The following is a 26,311-nucleotide window of genomic DNA, read 5'->3' on the forward strand; positions in this document are numbered from 1 at the left end:
ATTGCCCCGTTCAGTCGGAACGGCGGGGATCCGCACGACTTCGACGGGCGCGGTCGCGGTCGCGGTCGCGGCAACAGCTTCGGCGGCGAGCTGCATGGGCCCGGTCTCCCCGCAGCCCCGGCCGGCAAGCCAGCTCCCAGATCGGCACAGTCGCAGGTGCGGCAGGTCGTCGATGCGCTGCGAGCCATCTGCAAGGCAGCTCAGCAGGGCCTCGCTCTCGGCCAGTTCAGGGAGCAGCGCAGGAGCCGGCATCGCAACATGGCACGGCTTCTTCCGCTGCTCTCTTGCTTACCGATCGGAGCGAATCTCCTGCCGAAGGCGCACATTGAAAGTCCGTAGAACTTGCACGACATCTGATTGGTCTGCCACGTTCTCGGTGCCCTCCGCTCGCCATACCAGCCGGGAGAACGCATCGGCGGATTCGCGTGTCTCGGCGCGACACAACAAATGCACCACCGACCTGCCGGTCTGTAGCTTGCCCTGCCAGGCCACCCGATCTGCTCTCGTCAGGTGGCGCTGGTCACTTCCGTCGAGCTGGGACTCGTAGAGATGCAGGCCCGCGGCGATGAAGTCTGCCGCATTCTTCAGCTTCTGCTCCCTCAGCCAACGCCGGTCTTCATTACGGCCGGTAACCCACGTGCCGAGTAACACACCAGCCAACCCGATGAGCGCTCCCGCAAGGCCCGCCAAGAGATTCCCCATGCACACCACCCCCCTCAAGACGCCAATGGTCCCGATTTGCACACCGCCCGCGGCCCCAGCCCCAACGCGAAGTGCCACTTGACCGCACCGCTGCGGCGACAGCCGGACGAATCCAGACGCCTCCAGGCTAGACCCGCTCGACGATCCGGATCTGCTGTTCAAAAGCAGTCTTATCGAAGCGTGAGCGTGTCGGCCGCGTCGCATCCAGGAGCATTCAGGCGCCCAGGGCGAGGAACTGGCGGGCGCCGCGCAACCTGGTATGCAGTTCGCGCTGGGTGGCGCGACTGTCGAGGCGGACATCGAGCGCCCCGGGAAACGCGCTGTCGGCCCGCAATCCCGCAGGAAGTCGGGAGACGTCGAGCCCATCACGCTCGGCGATGAGGACTCCGAGCTCATGACGGCTCACGGCATCGGCTCCTGCCAGATGGTGAACACCGTTCGCCTCACCAGACGCAAGCTCCAGCAGGGCCGCGGCCAGGTCTCCGACATGCACGGGGCAGCGGATGTCATCAGTGAACAGGACACCGTCGCGCATGCCGGCCGCGAGGTCGTGCACCACGCGTTCGTGCGTGGACAGCCGGTCGCCGATGATCAGCGAGGTGCGAGCGATGACGGCATCCGGGTGTGTGAGGCGAATCCCCGTCTCCGCGGCGGCCTTCGCCGCGCCGTAGGGGGTGACAGGGTCGGGGAGGCAGGGTTCGTCGTAGTGGACGCGGGCTCCGGAGAAGACAGCGTCGCTGGATACGTGGACCAGGCGGCAGCCATACTTCGCCGCGGCATTCGCCAGGCGGAGCGGGCCTTCGGCCGTGACCGCCCAGTCGGCTCCGCCGCTCGACGCGTTGACCACGAGATGCGGCCCGACATCGGCCATGACGGCGTCCACGTCCCTGGCACTCCGCAGGTCGAGCGGATACCACTCGACCTCGGAAGCGTTGCCAGGCCTGGTCGCGTACGTCGCCGCTGTTGTGTGCCCACCGGCCACGGCCCGCCGGATCAACTCAGCGCCCAGGAAGCCGCTGCCGCCGATGATCAGAACCTTCATGCAGCCAAACACTAGACCGGCTCACGGCCCCGGCCGACAGCTGTACCAGCACTTTCTCCGCATATCATCCTGCATTCGGACACAGCGCCAGTTTAATCGGTCAGTAACCGGTCACTCAATCCACGCCCTCCGGTCTATGCTCCTCGCACCAAATGCCGTGGGCAAGGAGGAGCGATGCGGGAGAGCGTCGAGGAGCGGCACAGGCGGTTGCTGCGGATCGTGCGGGAGCGCGAGAGCGTCCGGGTGGCCGAACTCGCGGCGGAACTCGGCGCATCGGTGGAAACGGTGCGGCGGGACGTGACGGCGCTCGCCGACATCGGTCGCGTCCGCAGGCTCCACGGCTCCGTGGCCTGGCCGACCGCGCCGCTCAACGCGCGCGATGCGCGGCTCGCCCGGAAGGCCCCCGGCCCGTCCCCTAGCGGGCTCCTGCTGGGAATGGTGGTCCCTACGGCCAACTACTTCTACCAGTCGGTCATCCGCGGCGCCCGCGAGGCCGCCACCGCGGCCGGCGCGCGCCTGCTGGTGGGCATCACGGAGTATCACCGCGACCGGGATGCCACACAGATCAGGAACATGCTCGAGGCCGGCGCGAACGGCCTGCTCCTCACCCCCAGTTGGAGCGTCCACGGCCCCACCGAGACGGACGCCCTCCATCTTGCGGAGCTGGCGGTGCCGACCGTACTCGTGGAACGCCGGATCCCTCTCGGCCTGCCCGGGGCGAACCTCGACAGGGCGGCCTCGGACCACGCGGGCGGCGCCTCGATGGCTGTACGGCACCTGGCCGGTCTCGGGCACCGGCGTATCGCTCTGCTCTCCCGGCACACGCACACCTGGCCCCACATCCGTCGCGGCTACCAGGCCGCAATGGACACGCTAGGCCTCCCGGACGACGACATCTCCTCGACGACCGACGCCCACGGGCACTACGTCGAGTTCGACCACCACGCCGAGCGACTGACCGCCCTCATCGCCTCGGGGGAGATCCGGGCCGCCCTCGTCCACGACGACACCGACGCGGCCAATCTGCTCCAGTGGCTGCCGGCCCAAGGGATCCGCGTACCCGAGGACTTCGCGCTCGTCTGCCACAACGACGAGATCGCGGCGCTCACCGACCCACCCATGACCTCGGTCTCTCCCCCGAACCACGCGCTCGGCGAGACCGCGGTGAAGCTGCTGCTGCGCCGCATCGAGGATCCCGGCGTCGAGCACTCCGCCGTGGAATGGCTCCCGCGGCTCCTGGTGAGGAAGTCCTGCGGCGCTCCGGAGTCCGTTCAACTGCCCAGTAACTGACCGATTATTGCCCGCTTCATCTTTCAGTCTTGACGCCGGTCAAAGCCGGAATCCAAGCTGCGCAACGACACGCCGCACTCAAGTCGGCGAGATTCCCGTCTTGCACAGATTGGTTCCCCATGGCTACTTCCGTGCGTCGCCGTGCCTTCCTCCACGCTGCCGGGGGTACCGCTCTGGCCCTCGGGCTCTCCGGTACCGCCACGATCGCCTCCTCGTCCGCCGCCTCTGCCGCCGAACCCGCTGCCGGCACCGAGGAGTTCGCCGCTCTGCGAGCCAGGTGGCGGGATCTCGTCCTCGGGACCGGTTTCAGTCCTACGGCCGAGCCGTTCAAGACCCTGCTCGCCAACCTCGGTACGACCGCGCAGAAACACCTCTCCACGATGGCCCCCGCGAGCGGCTCGCTCTGGCCCGACGCGGTGTGGGCGGACCCGGACCCGAACACCGACGCAGCGTCGTACGCCTTCTCCGCGAAGATGAACGACAGTTACAGCAGGCTGGGCGCCATGGCCCAGGCGTGGGCGCAGCCCGGCACCGGCCTGACAGGTGACGCCGAGCTGCTGGACGCGGTCCTCACCGGCCTCGACCACGTCAACTCCGAGGTCTTCAACACGGCCACCCAGCAGTACGGCAACTGGTGGAACTTCCAGATAGGCGCGCCTCAGGCCCTGATGGACACCTGCGTCCTGGTCCATGACCACCTCACCGCCGAGCAGATCGCGAAGTTCTGCGCGGCCGTCGACCACTTCGTCGCGGACTCGGTGTTCGACAACTACTCCGGCACCAGCACCGGTGCCAACCGCGTCGACCTGTGCCGCAGCGTCATCCTGCGCGGCATAGTGGGCGAGGACGTGGCGAAGGTCGAACTCGCGGCCAGGTCCCTGGCCCCGGTCTTCCCGTACGTCACCACCGGGGACGGTTTCTACGCCGACGGATCGTTCATCCAGCACCGTAACGTCCCCTACATCGGCGGCTACGGCGCCGTGCTCCACGATGGCGTCGGCCGCCTGCTGGCCCTGCTGCGCGGCTCCGACTGGGAGTTGAACGACCCCAACACCCAGCTCTTCCTCGACACCGTCGACAAGGCCATCGCCCCGTTCATCCACAACGGCCTGATCATGGACAACGTGTCCTCCCGCGGCATCAGCCGCTTCGGGACCTCCGAGCACACCCGCGCCATCGGCCTCCTCGGCACCCTCGTGCTGATCGGCCAAGGGGCCGCTCCGGAGGAGAACGCCCGGTGGCGAGGCATGGTCAAGGGCTGGATGCAGCGGGACTCGTACGCCCCGCCGCTGGAGAACCCCGGTCTCAGCCTGACCCGGGCGGCGCAGCTCCAGTCCGTGCTCGACGACACCACGGTCAAGCCCGCCCCCGAGCCCGTCGAGCACCGGCTCTTCCACAACATGGACCGCGTCACGCACCGCCGCCGCGGCTGGGCCGCCTCGGTCTCCATGGCCTCCGGGCGGATCGCCCACTACGAGTTCGGCAACGGCGAGCACGCCCGCGGTTACCACACCGGTGCCGGCTGGCTTTCCTGGTGGGGCTCCGACTTCGGCCTGGGTCAGTACTCCGACGCGTTCTGGCCCACCGTCGACCCGTACCGTCTCCCCGGCATCACGGCCTCCCGCAAGCCGCTCGCCGACGGCCAGGGCGGCAATTGGGGTCAGCCGTGCCCGGACGTCGACTGGGTCGGCGGCACCACCGACGGCGAGTTCGGCGCCACCGGCCAGCACCTCAAGGGCCTCGAATCCACCATGAACGCGAAGAAGTCCTGGTTCTGGCTCGACGACTCCGTCGTCTGCCTCGGAGCGGGCATCACCTCCACCGACGGGTACGCGGTGGAGACCACGGTCGACAACCGCGCCCTCGGCGCCGCCGGTGCCCCCGCGCTGACGGTCGACGGCAGGTCCCAGCCCGCGCAGCAGGGTTGGAGCCGGACCTTCGAGGACGCCGAGTGGGCACACATCGAGGGCCACGCCGGATACGTCTTCCCGTGCGGGGCCCGGCTGAGCGCGGTCCGCGAGGAGCGCACCGGCGCCTGGAAGGACATCAACACCGGCGGCCCCGCCGACCCGATCACCCGCCGTTACCTCACCCTCTACACCGACCACGGCACCGACCCCACCGATTCCACGTACGCCTACGTGCTCCTGCCCGGCGCCAGCGCAAGGACTACTGCCCAACGCGCCTGCGACCGGGGGTGGTTGAAGATTCTCGCCAACAGCAGCGACCGGCAGGGCGTACGCGTCGCCAAGCTCGGCCTGACCGCGGTCAACTTCTGGGCCGCGGGCACGGTGGACACGGTCACCGCGAGCGCCCCCGCCTCCGTCCTCATCCGCGAGCACCGCGACGGCACCGCCACGGTGGTCGTCTCCGACCCGGCTCGCCAGGCCTTGTCCCTCCAGGTCACCTGGCACAAGCGGGTGTCGAAGGTGCTTTCCAGGCCGACCACGGTCACCGCCACGACCGGATCCTCTCTCAAGCTCACCTTCGGTGACCTCACCGGCGCCTTCGGCGCACCCCTGAAGATCAAGGTCAGGCTGGGCTGACCTCCCGCACGCGCGGGCCCGCCGACGGCGGCGGGCCCGCGTGCAACTCCCCCCACCAAGGAGAAGACTGTGCACCGACGCAAAGTCCGTACCGCCCTCGGCGCCGCGCGCGCCAGGACCGGCAAGTTCCTGCTCGCTCCGGCCGGCGTCGGCGCCGCGATGACACTCCTGACGACATCGCCCGCCAACGCAGCCGTCCTCTGGACGGCCGACCCCGCCTCCGGCGCCGCCGCCTTCGACTACACCGCCTGCGACGGCGGACAGATCTCGACGACGAACTGGAACGACGGCCACGGCGACATCTTCAGCCTCAACAAGCCGGCGGGGATCGACCGCTGTGAGGCGGCGGGCGCCGCCGGCCGCACGTGGAGCAACAACTCCACCTACTGGTGGGGCTGGTACTTCGACACGAACTCGGACAACGCCCAGACCGTGTTCCAGTGGAAGTCCTGGGGCACCGGTGACCAGCAGCAGCAGAACTACCCGGTCATCATGAAGGTCGAGGGCGGTCAGCTGAAGGTCTGGTACGTCGCGCCGGGTGAGACGTGGCAGTCGGTCGGCACCGTACCGTGGACGGCCGGCAGCTGGCACAAGCTCGAGCTGAGCATCACCACCCGCTCGGACAACACAGGCTCCTTCGAGGTGTGGATGGACGGGACCAAGGCCGCAGGCAAGACCGGCATCCGCACCTGGGACGACATGGGCAACAACCCCCGATGGGGCACGTACGGCACCGGCATCAACGGCGTCAACTCCCACGTCTGGATCGACGACCTGAAGCTGGGACAGTCCCGCGCGGACGTCGACTAGACGACCACCTTGTCAGGGGCGCCCCTCAGTTGCCCCTCAGACCGCCCCTGGCAAGTCCCGCCGCATGAGCCTCCGCGTGCCTGGCCGCTTCAAGACCCCGCACCCGCCGACGTGTTCAGTGCAGCGAGCGCTCGGTTCGGCCGAAGGCGAACGGCAGGGATCACACCTTGCCTGGCCATTAGGGTCCGGTCATGCCGGCGGAAGCAGCAGGGGACGCCTCGGAACGGACGCGAGAGATCCGTGACGAGTCCGATGACTCGACTCGGCCCTCCGATCGCCCGACTCGGCCCTGGGAGGTGCTCGCCCGCCATCGCAACTTCCGCAAGCTGTTCCTCGGCACCTCGATATCGCTGCTCGGATCGAGTGTCACGACGGTGGCTCTCCCACTGACAGCGGTGGTCTATCTGCACGCTTCGCCGACTCAGATGGGCCTGCTCGGTGCGATGGGTCTGCTGCCGCATCTCATCCTCGGGCTACCGGCCGGGGTCTGGGCGGACCGCGTTCCGTATCGACGCATTCTCACCATGACCGACTTCGCCCAGACACTGGTACTCGGCTCCGTACCGATCCTGGCCACGTGCGGGTTGCTCCGGATGTGGCACCTCTACGCGGTCGTGACGCTGGCGGGCGTTGCCAGTCTCTTCGAGACCATAGCCGCGCAGTCCTTCACCCCGCTGCTGGTGCCGCGGGAAGAACTGCTCCCTGCCAACAGTGCGCTGATGCTGAGCAACGCGACAGTCAACACGACAGGGTCGGCCCTGGGCGGCTTTCTGGTGACGGTGCTCAGCGCACCGGTGGCTGTCGCTGTCGACGCCCTCTCCTTCCTGATCTCCGGGCTGTGCAAAGCATCCATCCGCCACTCCGGGCGGATCGCTGGTTCGGGCACCACGCGCGACCTTTCGCTGCGGACCGACATCCTCGAAGGGCTGCGCGCGGTGTTCTCCCACCGGATCCTCCGCGCTGTGATACTCGCGGCCGCGATCGGTGCGTTCGCGGGTCAGCTGCAGGCTGTCGTCCTGGTGCTGTTCTTCGTCCGGGACCTGCATCTGTCTTCGGGCCTGGTCGGAGCTGCGATCGCCGTCAGCGGAGTGGCAGGCATCCTCGGAGCCACCATGGCGACCTGGTTCACACGAAGGGTCGGACCGGGCCGGGCCTTCATCTCCGGCGTTCTTCTCGCCTCGTCCGGTGGTCTCGTGGTCGCCGCTGCGGTCGACCTCTCCCCCATGTCGCAGGCCGTCCTGGTTCTGGCGCAGGTCCTGCGCGGAATCGGCCCCTCGATCTACGGCGTCAACCAGCAGACCCTCCGCCAGGCCGTGATCGACCCGTCGCTGCTCTCCCGCGCCAACGCCACCTGGCGCTTCCTCGTATTCGGAGGACAGTCGCTCGGCGCCCTGGTCGGAGGCATGCTGGGATCCATGATCGGGCTCAGGGCCACGCTGATCACCAGTGGCTGCATGATGCTGGTCGGTGCGTCAGCCGCCATCGCGTCGCCGTTGCGCTCACTTCGCGAGCTCCCCGCCCGTCAGCTCCTCGACGGGAAGAGCACGGCTTAGGAGTGTTGTTCCGTACGCTCTGCGCGATGGACGCGGGACTGCGCCGCAGGGTCGCCACGGGGCCGCTGCGGGCAACCGAGTCGTCATAGTGCCCAGCGCCCCTTGGTACATGCGGACTGGCTCGATGTGGACACCCACTTGCCGGGTTCGGGTAGCGCCGTACGGCGCAGCGGATGTGCAGGCCCCGTGGGCCGCGCTCCACCCGTCTCGAGGCGACGGTGGGCGACCGGAACACCGGCCCCAGGTCACGCTGGGTGACCTGCCCGGCTCACCTCGAGCGACGCTTTCATTGATACGGAGGCCTGGCCGGCCGGCGCCGCCGGCCCGTGGCCGGCGCCTGGGCGGCCCGTCGGTGATCGTGACCCCGCTGCGGTCTCTCGGACGCGTGACAGGGCGGGCCGTACCCGTTCCGCGAAGACACGGGCCCTCCGGGCGCGGGGCTTCAGTCGTCGCTTCCGATACCGCGATCAGGTGCGCTCATGTCTCCCGTGGCGGGCGTGCCGTCGGCGAGCCCGTAACGCAAATACACGGTGCCTTTGGGACTGGCTGTCGGGGGTTCGAGGAGGGTGACGTTGGTGGGCACCGCGCCCTCGTCGAACACCTTCTTGCCGACGCCGAGCACGATGGGGTGCAGCCAGAGGTCGAGCCGGTCGAACAGCTTCTCGCGCAGGAGGGTCTGCACGAGGTTCAGACTCCCGACGACCTTCACGTTTTCGTGGCGATCACGGATCTCGCGCACCGCCTCGCCCAGGTCCCGGCCGAGCAGCGTGGACCCGGCCCACGAGAGGTCCGGCCGGCCGCGCGAGGCCACGTACTTCGGGACGCTGTTGAAGAGCGTAGCGATCTCGTTGTCCTCGCCCCCCTCCTGATGCGGCCAGTAGGCGGCGAAGATCTCGTACGTCCGCCGGCCGAGCAGGAGGGCGTCCGTGCCTTCGTACGCGGCACCGATCTGTGCCCCGGCAACCTCGTCCAGCAAGGGCGCCTGCCAGCCGCCGAACGGGAACCCCACAGGGTCCTCGTCGGGACCGCCGGGCGCCTGCCCGACGAGGTCGAGGGTCGCGAACAGCTCGATATGAATGAGACCCATGGCTTTGCTCCTGATCAGTCGGATTTATCCGTCAAGAGATAGACCTGCGGATGCCCGCAGACTCATCGCCACGCCGGAACCCGGCTCCACCCCCAGGACGACAACCTGTGCCAGCCAGACCACAGCACGACAAAATGGACTGTCGTCGGGATACACCGCGACAGAACCCGCTCAGGTCATTGACTTACCCCGCAGGTACGTCAGCAGGTACTGCCCAGTACTTCCTCAGCCTCCTGACGCGCCCCCGACGGACACCGCTGAGTCCGCATCCGTTGCCCCTGGCATTCACCTGACATGCGCCCCGAAGAGGCATACGGTGAACTCATGGACGGGACACAGTGGTTGACCTCATGTCACCCCGATCCCGCACTGGTGTATGAGCAGTGGGAGAAACCACCGCACCTGGCCTCGATACCCGCCGGTGTCCGGTTCGACGTGCTGCGGCTGTTCCAGCCGCTCGCCCTGACCGTTCTGTGGGAACTCGGTGATCTGGCCCAGCAGGTCCCGGTCCTCGAGGAACACCTCCAGCGCCGCCCCGCCTTCTACTTCCTCGCCGAGCCCGGCACCGCCCGGAACTGGCAGTCCGACCACCACAGCGTGCTGCTCACCACCGGCGAGGACCTGGTCCTCCCCTCCCCCAGCGCAGACGGGATCGCCGGCGTTCAGCGCCACGCCTTCCTGTGGCGTACCCCGCCGGACGGCAGCGGCCGCCTCGCCGACCACGAGACCTTGGCCACCGCGTACGCGCATGCTCGCGATCCCGAGCGCCAGGCAGCCCGCATCAGGGCCGCCCGCTCCGTGTTCTGGGGCGCCCAGCACACCCGCCGCAGCTGACCTCGCGGTGAACCGTGGAGCCACCTGCCGAACTCCGCCCGCCGTGTTCGCGATGCCAGGTCAGGGACGGAGTACCGGCGCTCCGTCTCGGCGTAATGTGCCTGGCCAGCGGAAAGCCAACCGAGCGAAGGAGTGCGGACGCCTCTGCGCGCCGACACGTCGCGATGTGGGCGTGATGGAGAGCCGCTGCTCTTCTTTCGGGGCGCCCGCTGCGTACAGAATGCCGCCATGACGATGAACTCGGCTGCTGCCGAACAAGTTGCCGCTGCCGTCGAAGCCCGGAGCTGCGGAGGCGCTGCTCTGGTCGCTGTCGACGGCATGGGTGGCTCCGGTAAGTCGACGTTGGCGACGGCCCTCGTCGAGTTGTGCGGCGCTGCTGTGGTGCACGGGGACGACTTCTACCGCCCCATGGACGCAACGGAGCGCGCCGGGCTGGATCCTGTGGAGGGCTACCACCGCTAGGGCAGGCCGCCGCGTCCGGGCATGCGCGGCCATGCTCACCGGACTTCGGGGCGAGCGCCAAGCCGTCACGCCGCTGGGCCCAATGAGTCTGGCGCCCCGCGAGGGGCGGCTCCTGCAACCGCTACGGCGCCGTGAACAGGTTGGGAAATCCCGGGGCGCGCCAGGGCTTGCGTCCCCAGGCGAGGATCTTGCCGCGGGCGATGGCCCGGTTCGGGTTGCACCGGCCCAGCGCCAGCAGGAAGAACGTGACCGGCTCGGCCTCGATCGTGCAGTCGGGGCGGTGCGGCGACTCGGCGCTCACGGTCGCGACGCCGTCGGCGAACGTCACCCCGAAGCGGGAGCCGCCGCGCACGCGCAGCGCGTAGCGGCCGTTATGGCCGGCCGCGGCCCGCTCGTTGACGACCCGGGGCATCGCCAGGGTGAGGAACGGCAGGGTCAGCTCGACGCGTTCACGGTCGATCATGTGGGGCCGGCGCAGGGCGACGGCTATGTCGTAGCCGTGGCCGAGTATGTGGGTCAGGAGGTACGAGCCGAGGGTCGCCAGATCCATCGGGCCCAGAGGCGTGAGCGTCGGTTCGTCCGCGGCGCGCAGGCAAGCCGCTTCGTTGAACGCGAGCGCGTGGCGGACGATGCCGTCCGCCAGCACGACGCCGTCGCGCTCGGTGAAGGCGGCGAGGGAGGCGTCGTTGGCCGCGGCGAGGCTGCCCGGGGTGCCGTCGCCGTACGGCAACCGGCGGCCCTCGGCGAGGCCCGCCATCAGCTCGTTCGCCATCACCAGGTGAGCGGCGGCCTCGCCGACGGTCCACCGCGCGCCGGGAATGGGCACCGCGGTGTCCGCACACGACCGCAGCAGGGCGGCCGTCTCCTCCGCCACAGCGGCGATGGCTTCGAACTGGCGCGAGCGGGCGCCGGTCTCTGGACCGGGGGAATTGGAAGGGGTGATCACGGACGAGAACACTGGACCAACTCCGCACATCTGTCCAGTGGCGGCGACTCCGCCCACGCTCCGGAAACCAACCTGCTCGCCGGAGAGGTCTGCATCGCCGGGGGCACAACCGACCGTCCCACCACGAAACTCGGGCCGGACCCTGCCCCGGGTGCTGATCTTCTTCGAGACGACCTGATCACATCCACCTGCCACATCTGGCACTGACAGCCGACGGCTCGGACGCCCTCCCCCGCTGCCGGCGCCGACGTGCCAGGAACCAGCCGAAGCACCGCCGCAGCCTCGGGACCCCGGCCACGGGGTCCGCCCCCATGTGGCCGAACACCTCCGGCCCGGCAGCTCAGCCGCCCACAGATCACCGGCCGGAAGAGGCAGCCCATCCGTGGGAGTCGTGGCCACGCCCATGTGCCCAGCCACTCGCCACTCCTCGGCAGCCGCCCGCATGGGCAACCACCAGGGCCATTCGGAGGCCTCGGCTGTGGCGGTCGCCGCCGACCGGCCTCCGCGCTGGGCAAAGTTGGACGAGTCACCGCGCACCGGGTGGCGACCGGGCTCCAGGAGGACCGTATGACCGCTTCATCACCCGCCACCGACACACCTCCGGCCCGGTACGACGACCTGCGGGCGCTGGTCATCAACTGCACCCTCAAGCGCTCGCCGGAGACGAGTAACACCCAGGGCCTGATCGACCGCAGCACTGCCATCATGCAAGCCCAGGGAGTGCACGTCGACGTCGTCCGGGCCGTCGACCACGACATCGCCACGGGCGTGTGGCCCGACATGACGGAGCACGGCTGGGAGACCGACGCCTGGCCGGACCTCTACCGTCAGGTCATGGCCGCCGACATCCTGGTGCTGGCCGGCCCGATCTGGCTGGGCGACAACAGCTCCGTGACGAAGCAAGTGATCGAACGGCTCTACGCCTGCTCCAGCCTTCTCAACGACGCAGGACAGTACGCCTATTACGGCCGCGTCGGCGGCTGCCTGATCACCGGCAACGAGGACGGCGTCAAACACTGCGCCATGAACGTCCTCTACAGCCTGCAGCACCTGGGGTACACCGTCCCGCCCCAGGCCGACGCCGGATGGATCGGCGAGGCCGGCCCCGGCCCCTCCTACCTCGACCCGGGCTCCGGCGGCCCCGAAAACGACTTCACCAACCGCAACACCACCTTCATGACCTGGAACCTGCTGCACCTGGCCAGGGCGCTCAAAGATCTCGGCGGCATCCCCGCCTACGGCAATCAGCGCACCGCCTGGGACGCCGGCTGCCGCCACGACTACGAGAATCCTGAACACCGATAGCGGAACGCCGCGGACAGGCTTGGGCAACGGCCTTCAGGTTCGTTCGCCCCCACGGGTAGCCTGCCGCCATGGTTACAGGCGAGCGGGCCGAGCCCATCGGTTCCCATCTTGAGGACCAGGACTGGGGTGCGACGCGCGCCTGGGTGGGGAAGAAGCTGTCCCCGGCAGAACGCATCGAGGGAGTCACGCGGTTGCGTGGCGGCTGGACGTCGGAGATGCGCCGCTTGGACATCTGCGGGCCGGACGACCACCGAGGCGATCATCTGGCCGGCACGCGACGCTCGTTGGTCCTGCGATCATTCGTCAAGCCCTTCTTCGTTCGGCACGCGGAGGGCCTGCTGACCCGCGAGGCAGCCGTTCTGCGTCTGCTCGACGACACGGATGTGCCCGCGGCCGGGCTGGTGGCCGTGGACGCAACAGCGCAGTACTGCGATCACCCCTCCTTGCTGATGTCCCTGTTGCCCGGGACCGTGCGCTTGGGCGACGAAGGGGCCGAGCGCCGTGCCGGATTGCTGGCGAGCCAGTTGCAGCGCATCCACCGGCTGCCGGTGACCGCCGAGGCACGGCCGCGCGTCTATCAGGCGTGGACCTCTCCCGAGCGGGTGAGTCCGCCCGAAGACACCGATCAGCCTGAGCTGTGGCAACGGGCCGTGGACGTGATCAGGCGTGAGCCCCCGCAGTACCGGGCCCGCTTCCTGCATCGGGACTTCCATCCGGGCAATGTCCTCTTCACAGGCGACGGCGAAGGTCTGCGGATCAGCGGTGTCGTCGACTGGGTGGAGACTTCCTGGGGGCCGGCCGACCTGGACGTGGCCCACTGTTCGACGGCCCTGGCTCTGCTGCACGGGGTTTCCACGGGCATGCGCTTCGCCGACCACTATGTCAGCGCTGGAGGGACGCTGGACGAGGATCGCTCCGTCCATCTCTACTGGCGACTGCTGGACGCCTTGGCCTTCGCTCCGGACGCCGAGAAGGTCGCCCTCCCTTGGCGCGAGGTGGGTCGTGCCGATCTCACTCCCACCCTGCTGACCCGACGGTTGGAGGGGTACCTACAGGCCCTTTTCGACCGCTACGCCTGAAGCGGGTCCCGTCATCCCGCGAGCAGGAGACCGGCACCGGGACCGCCATACGGCGAGTCGTTCGAGGCGTGTTCGCCACTGCCTGCCCTGGCCTGGCCTCTGGTGCACCCTGCCGGCTGAAAGTCCAACGTTCCAGCAGGTCAGCGAATACTGGACGACGAGATGTCAGGCACCGGAACGGGGCGGAGCACCGTCAGAGACTCTTCCTGGCGAGCCACCATCGCGAAGGAGAACCTGTCGATTTCGAGGCAGAGATCGACATCGTCTGGGTGGTACCCGCTCCGCAGTCCACCGGCAAGATCGGCCGCGGCGCGAGAAGTCCTGGCGCGGTGAAGATACGGGGCCGCCTCGACATCGTCTCCGGCCACACATTGACCGATGTATTCAGCGCAGGCCAGGTCCTCGTCGGCCTGGCCTCCGTCGCCGGTGACAACGAACGTCACCGGACCGGAGTCCTTGGTCCGCAGGTACCGCGCGGTCGGGCCGGACACCACGAAGCTCGCGCACAAGACCAGTGGCGCGTTCGCGACGGCCAGCGCGCCTACCGTTCCTGCCGTCGTCTTCTGCACCAGCGTGCGGCCGGCGAAGTCGCAAGTCCTCAGCAGGCCAGGCGAGTTCACCGCGTCGAAGCCCGCTGCTGGAGCTCCGTCCTTCAGAGCCAGCCAACCAGGCCGGCTCTCCTTCAGGGCGAGTGCCTCACTCTCAGTCGAAGCCAGGACGATGCTCTCGACGCCACGCGAGAAGGCCCAGGCAGCCACGGTGAAGGCGCGCATGACGTCGATGACGACAGCCACACGGGGAACTTCAGTCAACTCTGGGATGCCGACGAAGTGATGGTCCATCGCGCCATTCTCGTACCCTTGGGCCATCCGAAGGGCACAATTTATTAAGATTGCTGCCGGGATGACGATCCGTCTTCGGCGGGGCATGGCACGGGAGTTGAGCGGCTGCGCACGACCGGTCCAGGCCCGGCCCACGCGGACCGGGTCGGCAACTGGTGGGCAATCGGCACTGGCTTCGCGACGACCCTTCGCAGCTGCTGCGGCTGCTGCCTCTCACGGCGTTCGGCGTTTTCGTCGTCGCGTCCGTGCTTCCCCTGCATCTCGAGGTCGCCGGGACGGCTTCTGACAGATCCGAGACTGGCCCGCCGTGTGCCTGACGAGGACGGTGATGGCCGGTCGGGCGGCTCCCGGGGTGGCCATCGCACGACGCTGGTGATGGGCTGCTGGCAGTGCGGGCAGTGGCGTGTCACGGTGGGTTCCAACGCAGCGCGCTCTGCCCAGACTTGGCAATGTCCACCGGTGCGGGCGACGGGTTCGGGCGGTGGCGGGAGCACAGGATGTGGTGCGGGGTGGTGGCGTCTCCCCCGAGCCGGCAGGGCCGTTCCTGATCGCCTGATCATTGAGGAGCCGACAGGCCGTCATCATCTTGCCGCGGGCCTTCGACGATCAGCATCCCGCTTGTAAAATTCGCGCCACATCACCGTGGGGGGATCATGGATAACACCACAGCCCAAACACCACCCGACGCATCCGCGAGACGAGGACCCAAGCCCTGGGTGATCCTCTGTCTCGTACTGGCCGCAGTCGTTCTTGCCCTCGGAGGGTTCCTCGCCGGTCGCGGCACCACAACTGGTAGTGACGATAAAGGCAAAGAGAACTGCTCCAAGCTTCAGGAGCTCGCCCAGGACAAGCTGCGAGACGCAGAGGCACTCGAGAGCCTCCAGGACAGGCAGGACGATAGGCTCGCCAGCCTGCGCATACACGCCTACCTCATCAAGCAGAACCCTGGCTGCTTCACCGCCGAAGATCGCGCGGAAGCTCAGGCCATGCTGGACCAGTTCAACAACGTGCACTGAGCAGCCAGAGCTGACGGCGGGCCCGCCGTATGTCTTCCTCATCCTCGTGCCGGCCCGAGTGGAGGCGTGAGCAAGGAACTCAGTGCGAAGGCAGGCGGCGCAATACCCATTGCGCCGCCTGTCGCCTGCCGGCGCGGGTGCAGCCGACGTGCGGGCCAAGAAGTTTCCCGCCACCGCCGAGCCCGCACTCGTCCTCAATCGTGTACGTCTTCGGATCGCGTCACCCTCAACGCAACTCCGCTCCCCCACCGCCCCCGCCCTTCCGCGGCCTCCCCCTGCGTCCTGACCACGCCCATGCTCCCGTCCACCGTGATGACGTCGCCGGTCTGGATCCGCAGCACCGCGTCCCGTACGCCGACCGCCGCCGGGATGCCGTACTCGCGGGCCACGACCGCGCCATGGGAGTTGGCCCCGCCCATCTCCATCACGAGGCCGCCCGCCGTCAGGAACAGCGGGGTCCAGCCCGGATCGGTGGACGGGGCGACCAGGATCTCGCCCGGCTCCAGGTGCGCTCCGACCGGATCGGTGACCACGCGCGCGCGGCCCGTGATCTCGCCCGCCGACGCCGCGGTGCCGACCAGGTCACCGGGCGCGTGAGGCGTGGTCTGCGCGTGCTGCGTCACCTCGGGTTCCGTCCCGTCGGACAGGAGGACGCGCGGGATGTGCCTGCGCCGCATCTCCCGGTCGTAGTCCGCTTTCCGCTCGGCGATCCTCTGGCGCAGGTCCACGTCCGTCGCCCGCATCTCCTCGAAGTCCAGGAAGAAGACGTCCTGCGCGGCGTCGATGCGTCCCAGTGCGTGCAGTTCGGCTCCCCGCTCGGCGATGCGCTCGCGGAGGGCACCGAAGAGCGTGATCGCCAGATACTTCGGATACTCGCGCAGGCCGGCCAGCGTGCGGGTGCGGTGCAACGCGAAGCGGATCAGGCGGCCACGCCCCTTCGCGCGCCGCGCGAGCCGGTCGATCATCGCTTCCGCCTCGGCCGCTCCGCGCGCGAACACCGCGTCCGGCCGGGCCTGTTCGTCCTCCAGACGCAGGTAGTTGCGCACGACGCCGATGACATACGTGGGGTCGTCGGACCAGCGCGGAAGACCGAGGTCGATCTCGGCGACGGCGCGGTGACCCCACTGGTTCAGAAAGGCGCGGATGCCGTGCTGCGCGTCCTCGGGCAACTCACCGTCGCGATAGCGGGCGACCAGCTCCTCGACGTCGTCGTCCTGGAACACCCGTACCACGTCACGGTCCTCACGGATCGTACGCGCCAGGTGCCACAGGTCGAGGTCAATCTCGGTGGTGACGTTGTTCGGCAGGCTGCGCAGAACCGTGTGCAGCTCGCCGGGTTCGGCACGGACGAGCTTGCTGGTGAGCGCGAGCATCGCAAAGCCCACCAGGGCGGTCGGGGCGACCGTGGGCAGCACCGGGACCACGCAGTCGCGCAGGGCTTCCTCGATGGACTTCTTCTCGGCGGTCCGCAGGAGTTTCGTCTCCGTGCGCCGTACGCGCCGCACCGCCGCCTCGGGGTTGGCAAGGGCGCGCAGCGCGGTGGAGGGGGCGTGGAACCTGCGGGCGAGGCGTGCCGTCCGCTTGACCGCGGGCCAGGGTGACGTATGCGTCAGGGACAGATGCGGATCGTCGTACAGGCCGCGCAGGACCTGTGCCGATCGCGCCTCCATGACGTCGAGTACGCGCGGGACGAAGGCCCTTCCCGTCTTACTGCGCAGGACGTTGGTGACGTCGATGAAGACGCGGCCGGCCGACTCGGTGCAGCCGTCCGACCTCGGGTCACCGATGATGATCCGGCCGACGGCCCCGGCGATCTCCCGGAGCGCGGCGCGACCGGCCGGAGTGATCGGCCGCTCCAGGCCCTGGGCGAGGCTGAAGCAGAAGTACACGTGGAAGCCGTCGTGGCCGTCGGCGCGTTCGGGCACCGGGAAGAGCGTCGTGATGGGCCGTGACTGGGTGAGATGCATCTCGCCCCACGCATCGATCGCCCACTCGGTGTCCTGCGGACTTCCGTAGTGCGCCTGCACCTTGGCGCCGAGTTCGGCGAGCTCGAGGACCTGGCGGTCGGTGAGGCAGGGCGCGTGGTTCTCGCCGATGTCGACCTTCTCCGTGCCGCCCCCGGCCAGGGGGCAGATGAGGAACCGCTTGTCGCCCAGGCGCCGTTCGACGATCTCGCCGCCGCCCGCTCCGCCCGCTCCGTCCACGACGAAGTGGTCCGGGTTGACCGCCCCGGAGACGACGGCCTCTCCGAGGCCGGGGCTCGCGTCGATGACCACTTGATCGCGCTTGCCGGTGACGGGGTTGGCAGTGAACATCACGCCGGACACCGCCGATGCCACCATCCGCTGTACGACGACGGCCAGGTGGACCGAGCCGTGGTCGATCCCGTTGGTCCCGCGGTAGCTCACCGCGCGGTCGGTCCACAGCGATGCCCAGCAGTGGCGCACCGCGTCGAAGACGGCGTCCGCACCGACGACGTTCAGATATGTGTCCTGCTGCCCGGCGAAGCTCGCGAACGGCAGGTCTTCGGCGGTGGCACTGGAGCGCACGGCGACGGGCACATCGTCGCCGAATTCCGCGTACGCGGCGAGAATCGCCTCCTTCAACTCCCCCGGCACCGCCGCCTCGAGGATCCGCCGCCTCGCCTTGTCGGGCCGCAGGCCCGCGAGGCCGTCCGTGGCCGAGATCATCCGGTACGCCTCGGTGGTGACACAGAAGCCCTGCGGCACAGGCAGCCCGGCCCTGGTCAGTTCGCCGAGGTTCGCGGCCTTGCCGCCCACGGTGTCCAGCATCGTGACGTCAATGGAACTGAAGTCGAGGACGAGCGGCATGGCGTTCCTTCCTGCCTGTGGTGACCGTCCAGTGACGCTGGACCGTGCCTTTATTCATCATGCGATGAATAAAGGGTGTACGTCAATCCGCTCAGACCCCACCCTCACCGACAGACACAGACCTGACCTTCTGGAACACGCCTCGCCCCAGTAGGGCTCTGCGCGCCGAGGCGAGATCCACCGGCCGACGAAGGACCGCGCGCAAGCCCTGCGTGAATGGGCGGCCGGCCCGTACGAGCCAAAGAGTCGCGCCACGATCGCCCGGCGAAGTTTCACCGCATCCGTCGCGGTCCGGCTGATCCGCTGCCGCTTCCGGCCCTCGTTCATCGTGACCGGGCGGATGGACACACTCGGTCGACGTCCCACGACCACCTCCAAGATCAGGCCTTGGAGACAATCTGCGGACCGACGAGCAGCAGTCGTGCGACGGGCCGAGCGCTACGGTCGGCGCGTCGGCCGGGTGCAGTGCGCGAACGGGCGCCCCCCGATCACACAGCTCGCGGTTCCAGATCGACCCCGTCACGGAACCGGAACCCCAGGGCGTGAACGAGCGCGAAGACCAAGTCCTCCGCCAGCGGATCACACTCAGCCACCAGGGCAGCCCTGAGCGCCACCGGGTCCGGCTGAAGGCCGGCCCCTCGAGACCAGGCTGCCGCCAGTTCGCCTACTTCGACCCAATCGCCGATCCGCTCACCGGGGACGCCGTAATCCCGCGCCATCTCCGGCGACAAAGCACAGTGCCACGACAGACCATCGGGACTCGCTGCCTGAACTGTCGCGAAGTCGCTGTCGACCACATGAGAGACCAGGACAGAAGCACGCGTCTCGTGGACGACCGAAGGGTCCGGATCCGCGATAGGGCACGCCTGCAGGATCTGCCACTCGCCATCACGCGCCCACCAGAACGGCACACCGGCCCAGGCGCGTATCGCCGCCAACTCCGTCAGCGGCCGGCCGGCTCGCGCCACGATGAAAGACCCCGAGAACCCCATGACCGGGAACCGTAGCCGCGATCACGCGGCCGCAGCGGCGGCGTGGCGGAAGGACGTGCGGGGTGGCGGGCACCAGCCAGACGACCACGCCGGCGGCGAGCAGGAACGCCAGCCCGCTGCCCAGGATCAGCCCGTCGTAGACGCGTGCGGAATCCAGGGCGAGCAGTGCGCCCGCGAGCAGCGCTCCGCCTGCGGCGCCCGCTTCCCGGATCATCCCGGTTCGCGCGAACCACTGGGTTGACCAGGCTCATGAGCCCGCCGATCGCCGCCAGGCTCAGGTCTGTGCGCTGCAGCAGGTAGAGCAGCGACACCGGCAGATACATGCCTTCCGGGGCGCTACGAGGCCTTCCGGTCGACCGCCGCGCCGGCGGACCTGGTCGACCGCGACCGCGCCGCTCTGGAGTGCACGCCGCAGGCGCAGCGAGGCAAGGCCGTCGCCGGCTGTCCGGCCGCCGGACGACGCGCCTGCCACAGGCCGCCCACTCGATGTCTGGATTGGTAGCTTATGGGAGCTTGGTGGTCGCAACAGGCGGCAGCACCAAGGACATCCGCACCAGGAGGCTGCCGCAGATGGGCACACCAACGCGCCGTGCCGTACTCAAGGGGGCCGGGGCGCTGAGCGCCGCCACCGCCGTCGACGCGACGCTGGGAACAGTGGCGCATGCACATCCGCAGGACGACGTCATCGACGTCGCGGTCATCGGCGCCGGGGTGTCCGGGGCGTATGCCGCCTGGCGGCTGCTGGGACCCGAAGCCGGGCGCAGCAGCACGCTGGACAGGCTCCGCCGGCGCCGCGGCGGCCGCCTCGCGGTGAGCCTGTTCGAGGGCAGCGAGCGCATCGGCGGCCGCCTGCTGTCCGTGACGCCACCCGGCATGCCTCACCTGCGCGCCGAGCTCGGCGGGATGCGCTACCTGACCAACCAGCCGGTGGTGGCCGACCTCGTGGACCATCTGCGGCTGCCGACCCGCCCCTTCCCGGTCGACGAGCCGCACAACCTCGCCTACCTGCGCCAGCACCGCTTCACGCTGAGTCAGTTCAGCGACCCGCGGGTCGTGCCCTACGACCTGCCTGCCGCGATCCGGGGCAAGTCTCCCGACGACGCGCTCCAGTCGGTCATCGAACGCTTCGTCCCCGGCGCCGCCACAATGAACCCCCAGGCGTGGGACAAGATCAAGCCCACCGCGACGGCCGAGGGCCGGCACCTCTACGACATCGGCTTCTGGAACCTGCTGCTCGACGCGGTCGGGCAGGAGGGGTGGACGTTCCTCCGCGACGGCCTCGGCTACGGCTCGGTGGTGGACAACGTCAACAGCATCGAGGCCATGGAGGCGTCGGTGGCGGACTTCGTCGGCTCCCCGGCGCCGCAGTTCCGGCTCCTGGACAAGGGTTACCAGACGATGCCCGAGGAACTCGTGCGGCGGTTCGAGGCCGAGGGCGGGAAGGTCCACCTGCACCACCAGGTGCGCCGCATCGACCGGGAGACGGTCCACGGCGAACAGGTGCTGACCCTTGCCCTCGCCGTCTGGCCCGGGGGCCGGCCGCTCACCGTCCGGGCGCGCCACGTCATCCTGGCGATGCCCCAGCGCTCGATCGAACTGCTGGATCCGGACTCCTTCCTCTTCGCCGGCGACCAGTTCCTGTCCGACCTCGGCTCGATCGTGCCGAGGCCGGCCTCCAAACTCTTCCTCGGCTACGACCGGCCGTGGTGGGAGGACATCGGTCTGCAGGCCGGCCGCTCGGTGACCGACCTGCCCCTGCGTCAGGTCTACTACTGGGGCGTCGAGGGCCGACAGAGCGGCGCCGATCCCGCCGACCGCAACGCCCTGCTGCTGGCCTCCTACAACGACCTCGGCGACGTTGAGTTCTGGAACGAGCTGCTCAAGCGGCCCACACGCCTGGCCCCGGTGGCGGTCACCCGGCCGCCGCGCCCGATGGACACGGCGGCGCCGGGAACACTGGTCGAGGAGGCCCAGCGCCAGCTGCGCGAGCTGCACGGCCCCCGTGCCCGTATCCCCGAGCCGACCTCGGCCCACTTCCAGGACTGGGTGCAGGACCCGTACGGGGCGGCCTACCACTTCTGGCGGGCGGGGGCGAAGAGCTGGGAGATCATGCCGCGGATGCGTCGCCCGCTCCACGACGCCAACCTCTATGTCTGCGGATCGGCGTGGTCGACGGGGCAGGGCTGGGTCTACGGTGCGCTCACCCAGGCCGAGTTGATGCTCGAGGAGCATTTCGGCCTGCCCCGCCCGGCATGGCTCTCGCCGGGCGTCTACCTCGGCCCGTAGGACCGGCCGGTCGGCCCCAGGACCGGTCAGAGGGCGTCCGACTTACCTTGGGCTCCTGCGCGCAGCGTTTACCAGGGCCTGCCGGGTCCTTGGTGGGTGCCGGCGCCGCCGCGCAGGTGCCATCGAGGGGGCTGCTCGGAACCGTCCCCCTGGCAGGCCCTCAACTGGACTCCCGCACGATCAGACGGCACGGCACCGTCTGCACGCCCGGTCGTGGCTCGGCCTCGATGGCTTGCAGAAGTTCCAGGGCGGCGATCCGGCCGATCTCGGCGAGGTTCATGTCGACGGTGGTGAGAGGCGGACGGCTGGCCAGTGCCATGGTGTCCCAGTTGTCGTAGCCCACGACGGCGACGTCTGTCGGGACGCCCACACCACGCTCGCGCAGCGTGTCCGCCACCCCCCGGGCGATCTGGTCGTTTCCGCAGAAGAAGCCGTCCGTGTCGGGTGCCGTCCGCAGCACCGCTTCGGCAGCCCTGCGCCCCCACGCCTCGCTCCACTCCCCGAAGTGACTTCGCCCGGTGGACAGTTGCAGTCCGGCAGTCGCCAGTTGTTCGGCCGCGTACTGGGCCCGCTCGCGGGCGGCGGCGTGGTGTTCCGGCCCGGTGACGTGCGCGATCCGCGTACGCCCGGTGGCCACCAAGTGCTCCACCGCGAGGCGGGCGCCTCCGCGGTCGTCGGTGACGACGGAGGTGTCGGCGGGGTCGGTGGAAGGGGAGAGCGCGTACACGACGGGGACGGATCCGACACCTGGCAGCGGGGGCCGGGCGTCGGTACGGCGTCCGGTGACGATGATGCCGTCCACGCGGCGGTCCATGAGGTTGCGCAGGTGGTGCTGTTCCCGGATGGAGTCGCCCCGGGTGTCGCAGAGCAGCACGGAGATCTTGCCCGCGCCGAGCGCGTCCTCGGCTCCCAGAAGGACCGGCGTACTGAACCGGCCGATGCCGTCCGTCGTCATGAGTCCGACCGTCCAACTGCGGCCGCTGTGCAGGCTCTGCGCGTACTGGTTGGGCCTGAATCCCAGCTCCTCCACGGCCTGCAGCACCCGCTGACGCGTCTCGGGACGCATCCGTCCGCCGCCGTTCAGCGCCTTCGACGCCGTGCCGACGCTGACCCCGGCGAGGGCGGCGACATCGGCGAGCCGGGCCCGGCCGGCCGAAGCGGAGCCTGGAGCAGAGGTCACGGGCAAACCTTTTTCCTCGAGGGATGCGTACGCCCGACATGCTGGCAGGGGGCAGGGGGATCCGCCAGCCCCGGGAAACTTGGAGAAACTCTTGCCGCATGCCTTGACCCGACACGTGGGCTGCCCTGTACTTCTCGGCGAGAAAAGGGTTGCTCAAACAAGCGTCGCGATCCCGCCGTCCGCCTTCGGTCTCCCCTGCGCAACCCCGGCGTGCCACGGCAGGAGGCCGCTCGCCAGAGCCGCCGCACGACCGACTCGTCCCGCCCGTCACCCCCCGGAGAGCCATGCCCCGCTCACGCTCCGCCCTGCCCGCGTCGGGACCCGTCCGCCTCGGTCCGGGCGCACGTGCCGCTCGTCGCCCCGCCAACGTCTTGATCGAGGCGGGCTTCTGGTACACCCGCCAAGAGATCAACGCGCATGTCTCCATCCCCCAGGGGCCGGAACTGCTCGAGTCCGCCGGGAACCTGCACAATCTGCGGCTGGCGGCAGGAACTGCCGACGGCGATTTCCGGGGCGACTACCCCTTCGTGGACACGGACGTGTACAAGTGGCTGGAGGCGGCGGCCTGGCAGCTCGGCCGTTCCCACTGCGACGAACTCGCCGACGAGGTCGGCCGCATCGTCGCCCTCGTCGCCGCGGCCCAGCAGCCCGACGGCTACCTCAACACCTGGTTCCAGCTGGTGAAGGACGGCCGGCGCTACGAGGACCTGCGCTGGGGCCACGAGTTGTACTGCGCGGGCCATCTCATCCAGGCCGCGGTCGCGCATCACCGTGCCACCGGCGGCTCCGAACTCCTGTCCGTCGCGGTCAAGTTCGCCGATCACCTCACGTCCGTCTTCGGCCCGCCCGGCAGCGGCAAACCCGTCGACGGGATCGACGGCCACCCCGAGGTCGAGACGGCCCTGGTCGAGCTGTACCGGGAGACGGGCGAGCGCCGCTACCTGGACCTGGCCGGCTACTTCGTCGACCGGCACGGCCACGGCCTGCTCGGCGGAGAGGTCTACTGCCAGGACCGCGTCCCGCTGCGCGAGGCGACGAACGTAGAAGGTCACGCCGTACGGCAGTTGTACCTGCTCGCCGCCGCGGCCGACCTGGCCACCGAGACCGGGGACACCGAACTCCGCGCCGTGGGCGCGCGGTTGTGGCAGGCCATGACCGCCACCAAGACACATCTCACCGGCGGTCTCGGCGCCCACCACGCCCAAGAGGACTTCGGTGACCCCTACGAACTGCCCAACGAGCGTGCCTACTGCGAGACCTGCGCGGCCATCGCCTCCATCCAGTGGAGTTGGCGCATGGCCCTGCTCACCGGTGAGTCGTGCTACTCCGACCTGATCGAACGCACCCTCTACAACGGCTTCCTCGCCGGGGTCTCCCTCGACGGCGAGCGCTGGCTGTACATCAACCCCCTGCAAGTCCGCGACGGCCACACCGATCAGGGAGGCGACAAATCGGCCCGCCGCACCCGCTGGTTCCGCTGCGCCTGCTGTCCGCCCAACGCCATGCGCCTGCTCGCCAGCATGGAGCACTACCTGGCCAGCGCCGACGACACAGGTCTGCAGATCCATCAGTACATCGCCGGCCGTTACGGCGAAGGCGACATCACGTTCCGCTGCGAGACCGACTACCCGTGGCACGGCACCGTCGCGCTCACCGTCGAGGAAGCTCCCACCGACCGCCCTCGGACCCTCGCCCTGCGCATCCCTTCGTGGTGCCGCGAATTCCGCGTGAGCTGCGGATCGCGCGTCTACGACCGGACGGACGCTCCCCTCGACGGCGGCTGGCTGCGCCTTGAACGCACCTGGTCACCGGGCGACCGGATCGTCCTCGAACTCGGTCTGGATCCGCGGCTCACCGTGGCCGATCCCCGTGTCGACTCCGTACGCGGCTGCGTCGCCATCGAACGGGGACCGCTCGTCTACTGCCTCGAAGGCGTCGACCACCCCGCCGGCGAACTCGACGACATCGTCCTGGACACCACAGGACCGCTCGGCGTGAAACACCGTCCGGACCTGCTCGGCGGTGTCACCACGGTCGTGGCCGCCGGCCGTCGACGTACCGGCGCGGACCGGGGCTGGTGGCCGTACACCCCAGCGGGCACCCGCCCCGCTCCCGACGACGGCGAAGCCGTCGAGCTCACCGCGATCCCCTACTACTCGTGGGCCAACCGCGAGAACGGCGGCATGCGCGTCTGGCTGCCCACCACATGACATCCCGCCCGGCTGTGCCGCGCCCCTTCTACGACAACGAGGACTCCCCGTGACACCGACCCGCCGCATCCTCCTCGCCACGCTCGCCGCCCTCGGCACCCTCGCGTCGCTCACCGCCTGCTCAGGCGGCTCCGGCAGCTCGGGATCCTCCGGCGCCTCCGACGGGACGTACACGTTCTGGGACCCGTACCCGCAGTTCGACGCCTCCTCCCCCTGGGGCAAGCGCGTCAGCCGGTGCGGGACGAAGGCCGAAGTCACCGTCAGGCGCACCGCGTACGACACCACCGACCTCGGCAACAAGGCGCTGCTCGCGGCTCAGCAGGGCAACGCGCCCGACGTGATGCTCGTGGACAACCCGGTGGTCTCCACGCTCGTCAAGGCGGACATCCTCAACAAGACGTCCGACCTCGGCCTCGACACCTCGTCCATCCAGAAGAACATCATCGGCGCGGGCACCGTCGACAAGTCCGCCTACGGCATCCCGATCGGCGCGAACACCCTGGCCCTCTACTACAACAAGAAGGTCTTGTCGGCCGCCGGCGTCGACCCCGCCTCGGTCAAGGACTGGGACTCCCTCACCGCGGCGCTCAAGAAGGTCAAGTCGGCCGGGAAGAAGGGCATCACGTTCTCCGCGATCAACACGGAGGAGGGCAGCTTCCAGTTCCTGCCGTGGTTCTGGGGCGCGGGCGCCGAACTCACCGAGCTGAACTCGCCGAAGGGGGTGGCCGCGCTGTCCCTGTGGAAGAGCTGGACGGAAGGCGGCCTCGCTCCCAAAGACGTGCTGCAGAACACCCAGACGACGAGTTGGCAGGAGTTCGCCACGGGCGACTACGCCTTCGGCGAGAACGGCACGTGGCAGCTCGCCAATGCCAAGAAGGCCGGTTTCGGCTACGGGGTCATCAACATCCCGGGACAGCACGGCGGTTCGGCTCCGGTGCCGACGGGTGGTGAGTTCGTCACCGTGCCCGTGCAGAAGGACACCGCGCGCTATGACGTCAGCAAGAAGATCGTCACGTGTCTGATCAGCGACGCCAACCTCCTCGCCAGCGACACCACACTGACCTATGTGGCGCCCACGTCCGCCGTCCAGGCCGAGCAGGTCAAGCGGAGCCCGGAACTGGGCCCCTGGGTGGATGCCGTGGCCGCGGCACGCGGTCGCACCAGCGGCGGGCTCGGAGTCAAGTACCCGACGATCTCCCAGCCGATGTGGACGGCGGTCCAAGCCGCGCTCTCGGGCGGCAAGAGCCCCAAGGAGGCGCTGGACACGGCTCAGTCGAGCGCGCGGAAGGGCTAGGGCG

20 protein-coding genes are annotated in these 26,311 nt (G+C 69.2%); 12 read left to right on the top strand and 8 right to left on the bottom strand.

The genetic code is table 11. The features are described from left to right. Positions 1-288: 288 nt before the first annotated feature. Positions 289-702, bottom strand: a complete 414-nt coding sequence (locus tag ACZ67T_RS36855) for a hypothetical protein (RefSeq protein ID WP_469990136.1) — start codon at positions 700-702, stop codon at positions 289-291. 214 nt (positions 703-916) lie between these two features. Further along, positions 917-1,744: an SDR family oxidoreductase gene (locus tag ACZ67T_RS36860; protein WP_469990138.1), complete on the bottom strand. Its 828-nt coding sequence runs from the start codon at positions 1,742-1,744 to the stop codon at positions 917-919. A 174-nt stretch (positions 1,745-1,918) separates the two neighbouring features. Here ACZ67T_RS36860 and ACZ67T_RS36865 point away from each other — a divergent pair, with 174 nt between their 5' ends. The 4 genes from ACZ67T_RS36865 (at position 1,919) to ACZ67T_RS36880 (ending at position 7,943) form a co-directional block, all read left to right on the top strand. Then, entirely contained in the window at positions 1,919-3,034 is a 1,116-nt protein-coding gene (locus ACZ67T_RS36865) for a LacI family DNA-binding transcriptional regulator (protein WP_469990140.1), read from the top strand. Between the two features lie 119 nt (positions 3,035-3,153). Continuing rightward, complete coding sequence (locus ACZ67T_RS36870; protein WP_469990142.1) at positions 3,154-5,580, top strand: polysaccharide lyase 8 family protein; 2,427 nt, start codon at positions 3,154-3,156, stop codon at positions 5,578-5,580. Between the two features lie 69 nt (positions 5,581-5,649). Next, positions 5,650-6,390, top strand: coding sequence for a heparin lyase I family protein (locus tag ACZ67T_RS36875; RefSeq protein WP_469990143.1), 741 nt, complete (start codon positions 5,650-5,652; stop codon positions 6,388-6,390). A 296-nt stretch (positions 6,391-6,686) separates the two neighbouring features. Beyond that, positions 6,687-7,943 (top strand): MFS transporter, encoded by a 1,257-nt coding sequence (locus ACZ67T_RS36880; RefSeq protein WP_469990145.1) that lies wholly within the window; start codon positions 6,687-6,689, stop codon positions 7,941-7,943. Between the two features lie 442 nt (positions 7,944-8,385). On the opposite strand, the gene ACZ67T_RS36885 is transcribed toward ACZ67T_RS36880, so the two are convergent. After that, positions 8,386-9,030: a dihydrofolate reductase family protein gene (locus ACZ67T_RS36885; RefSeq protein ID WP_469990146.1), complete on the bottom strand. Its 645-nt coding sequence runs from the start codon at positions 9,028-9,030 to the stop codon at positions 8,386-8,388. A 324-nt stretch (positions 9,031-9,354) separates the two neighbouring features. Here ACZ67T_RS36885 and ACZ67T_RS36890 point away from each other — a divergent pair, with 324 nt between their 5' ends. Together ACZ67T_RS36890 and ACZ67T_RS36895 are read left to right on the top strand one after the other, a co-directional pair. Further along, positions 9,355-9,864, top strand: coding sequence for a hypothetical protein (locus ACZ67T_RS36890; RefSeq protein WP_469990148.1), 510 nt, complete (start codon positions 9,355-9,357; stop codon positions 9,862-9,864). Positions 9,865-10,092: 228 nt separating this feature from the next. Beyond that, entirely contained in the window at positions 10,093-10,326 is a 234-nt protein-coding gene (locus ACZ67T_RS36895; protein ID WP_469990150.1) for a hypothetical protein, read from the top strand. 121 nt (positions 10,327-10,447) lie between these two features. On the opposite strand, the gene ACZ67T_RS36900 is transcribed toward ACZ67T_RS36895, so the two are convergent. Beyond that, a complete protein-coding gene (locus ACZ67T_RS36900; RefSeq protein ID WP_469990151.1) occupies positions 10,448-11,272 on the bottom strand; it encodes a maleylpyruvate isomerase family mycothiol-dependent enzyme in 825 nt (274 codons plus the stop codon). Between the two features lie 567 nt (positions 11,273-11,839). Here ACZ67T_RS36900 and ACZ67T_RS36905 point away from each other — a divergent pair. Continuing rightward, positions 11,840-12,577, top strand: coding sequence for a flavodoxin family protein (locus ACZ67T_RS36905; protein ID WP_469990152.1), 738 nt, complete (start codon positions 11,840-11,842; stop codon positions 12,575-12,577). Positions 12,578-12,645: 68 nt separating this feature from the next. Next, on the top strand, positions 12,646-13,656 hold the full coding sequence (locus ACZ67T_RS36910) for a phosphotransferase family protein (RefSeq protein WP_469990153.1): 1,011 nt from the start codon (positions 12,646-12,648) through the stop codon (positions 13,654-13,656). A 140-nt stretch (positions 13,657-13,796) separates the two neighbouring features. On the opposite strand, the gene ACZ67T_RS36915 is transcribed toward ACZ67T_RS36910, so the two are convergent. Beyond that, the gene (locus ACZ67T_RS36915; RefSeq protein ID WP_469990155.1) at positions 13,797-14,498 is read right to left on the bottom strand and encodes a 2-phosphosulfolactate phosphatase; all 702 of its coding nucleotides are present in this window, start codon (positions 14,496-14,498) and stop codon (positions 13,797-13,799) included. A 653-nt stretch (positions 14,499-15,151) separates the two neighbouring features. Between ACZ67T_RS36915 and ACZ67T_RS36920 the strand changes: the two genes are divergently transcribed. Next, positions 15,152-15,514, top strand: a complete 363-nt coding sequence (locus ACZ67T_RS36920) for a hypothetical protein (protein ID WP_469990157.1) — start codon at positions 15,152-15,154, stop codon at positions 15,512-15,514. Between the two features lie 194 nt (positions 15,515-15,708). Here ACZ67T_RS36920 and ACZ67T_RS36925 read toward each other — a convergent pair whose 3' ends face one another. Together ACZ67T_RS36925 and ACZ67T_RS36930 are read right to left on the bottom strand one after the other, a co-directional pair. Then, positions 15,709-18,345: a PEP/pyruvate-binding domain-containing protein gene (locus tag ACZ67T_RS36925; RefSeq protein ID WP_469990159.1), complete on the bottom strand. Its 2,637-nt coding sequence runs from the start codon at positions 18,343-18,345 to the stop codon at positions 15,709-15,711. Positions 18,346-18,833: 488 nt separating this feature from the next. Then, complete coding sequence (locus ACZ67T_RS36930; protein ID WP_469990161.1) at positions 18,834-19,337, bottom strand: hypothetical protein; 504 nt, start codon at positions 19,335-19,337, stop codon at positions 18,834-18,836. A 516-nt stretch (positions 19,338-19,853) separates the two neighbouring features. On the opposite strand from ACZ67T_RS36930, the gene ACZ67T_RS36935 reads away from it, so the two are divergent. Further along, entirely contained in the window at positions 19,854-21,623 is a 1,770-nt protein-coding gene (locus ACZ67T_RS36935; protein WP_469990202.1) for a flavin monoamine oxidase family protein, read from the top strand. A 160-nt stretch (positions 21,624-21,783) separates the two neighbouring features. Here ACZ67T_RS36935 and ACZ67T_RS36940 read toward each other — a convergent pair whose 3' ends face one another. Further along, positions 21,784-22,803, bottom strand: coding sequence for a LacI family DNA-binding transcriptional regulator (locus ACZ67T_RS36940; protein WP_469990163.1), 1,020 nt, complete (start codon positions 22,801-22,803; stop codon positions 21,784-21,786). A 284-nt stretch (positions 22,804-23,087) separates the two neighbouring features. Between ACZ67T_RS36940 and ACZ67T_RS36945 the strand changes: the two genes are divergently transcribed. Both ACZ67T_RS36945 and ACZ67T_RS36950 read left to right on the top strand, forming a co-directional pair. After that, entirely contained in the window at positions 23,088-25,013 is a 1,926-nt protein-coding gene (locus ACZ67T_RS36945) for a glycoside hydrolase family 127 protein (RefSeq protein WP_469990165.1), read from the top strand. A 49-nt stretch (positions 25,014-25,062) separates the two neighbouring features. Beyond that, entirely contained in the window at positions 25,063-26,307 is a 1,245-nt protein-coding gene (locus ACZ67T_RS36950; RefSeq protein WP_469990167.1) for a sugar ABC transporter substrate-binding protein, read from the top strand. Positions 26,308-26,311: the final 4 nt, after the last annotated feature.

It is taken from the genome of Streptomyces sp. NPDC107517 (assembly GCF_055582645.1).

Coding starts and splice junctions, on each gene's coding strand:
- ACZ67T_RS36855 (WP_469990136.1), bottom strand. CDS start 702: ATGGGGAATCTCTTGGCGGGCCTTGCGGGAGCGCTCATCGGGTTGGCT.
- ACZ67T_RS36860 (WP_469990138.1), bottom strand. CDS start 1,744: ATGAAGGTTCTGATCATCGGCGGCAGCGGCTTCCTGGGCGCTGAGTTG.
- ACZ67T_RS36865 (WP_469990140.1), top strand. CDS start 1,919: ATGCGGGAGAGCGTCGAGGAGCGGCACAGGCGGTTGCTGCGGATCGTG.
- ACZ67T_RS36870 (WP_469990142.1), top strand. CDS start 3,154: ATGGCTACTTCCGTGCGTCGCCGTGCCTTCCTCCACGCTGCCGGGGGT.
- ACZ67T_RS36885 (WP_469990146.1), bottom strand. CDS start 9,030: ATGGGTCTCATTCATATCGAGCTGTTCGCGACCCTCGACCTCGTCGGG.
- ACZ67T_RS36890 (WP_469990148.1), top strand. CDS start 9,355: ATGGACGGGACACAGTGGTTGACCTCATGTCACCCCGATCCCGCACTG.
- ACZ67T_RS36895 (WP_469990150.1), top strand. CDS start 10,093: ATGACGATGAACTCGGCTGCTGCCGAACAAGTTGCCGCTGCCGTCGAA.
- ACZ67T_RS36905 (WP_469990152.1), top strand. CDS start 11,840: ATGACCGCTTCATCACCCGCCACCGACACACCTCCGGCCCGGTACGAC.
- ACZ67T_RS36910 (WP_469990153.1), top strand. CDS start 12,646: ATGGTTACAGGCGAGCGGGCCGAGCCCATCGGTTCCCATCTTGAGGAC.
- ACZ67T_RS36915 (WP_469990155.1), bottom strand. CDS start 14,498: ATGGACCATCACTTCGTCGGCATCCCAGAGTTGACTGAAGTTCCCCGT.
- ACZ67T_RS36920 (WP_469990157.1), top strand. CDS start 15,152: ATGGATAACACCACAGCCCAAACACCACCCGACGCATCCGCGAGACGA.
- ACZ67T_RS36925 (WP_469990159.1), bottom strand. CDS start 18,345: ATGCCGCTCGTCCTCGACTTCAGTTCCATTGACGTCACGATGCTGGAC.
- ACZ67T_RS36930 (WP_469990161.1), bottom strand. CDS start 19,337: ATGGGGTTCTCGGGGTCTTTCATCGTGGCGCGAGCCGGCCGGCCGCTG.
- ACZ67T_RS36945 (WP_469990165.1), top strand. CDS start 23,088: ATGCCCCGCTCACGCTCCGCCCTGCCCGCGTCGGGACCCGTCCGCCTC.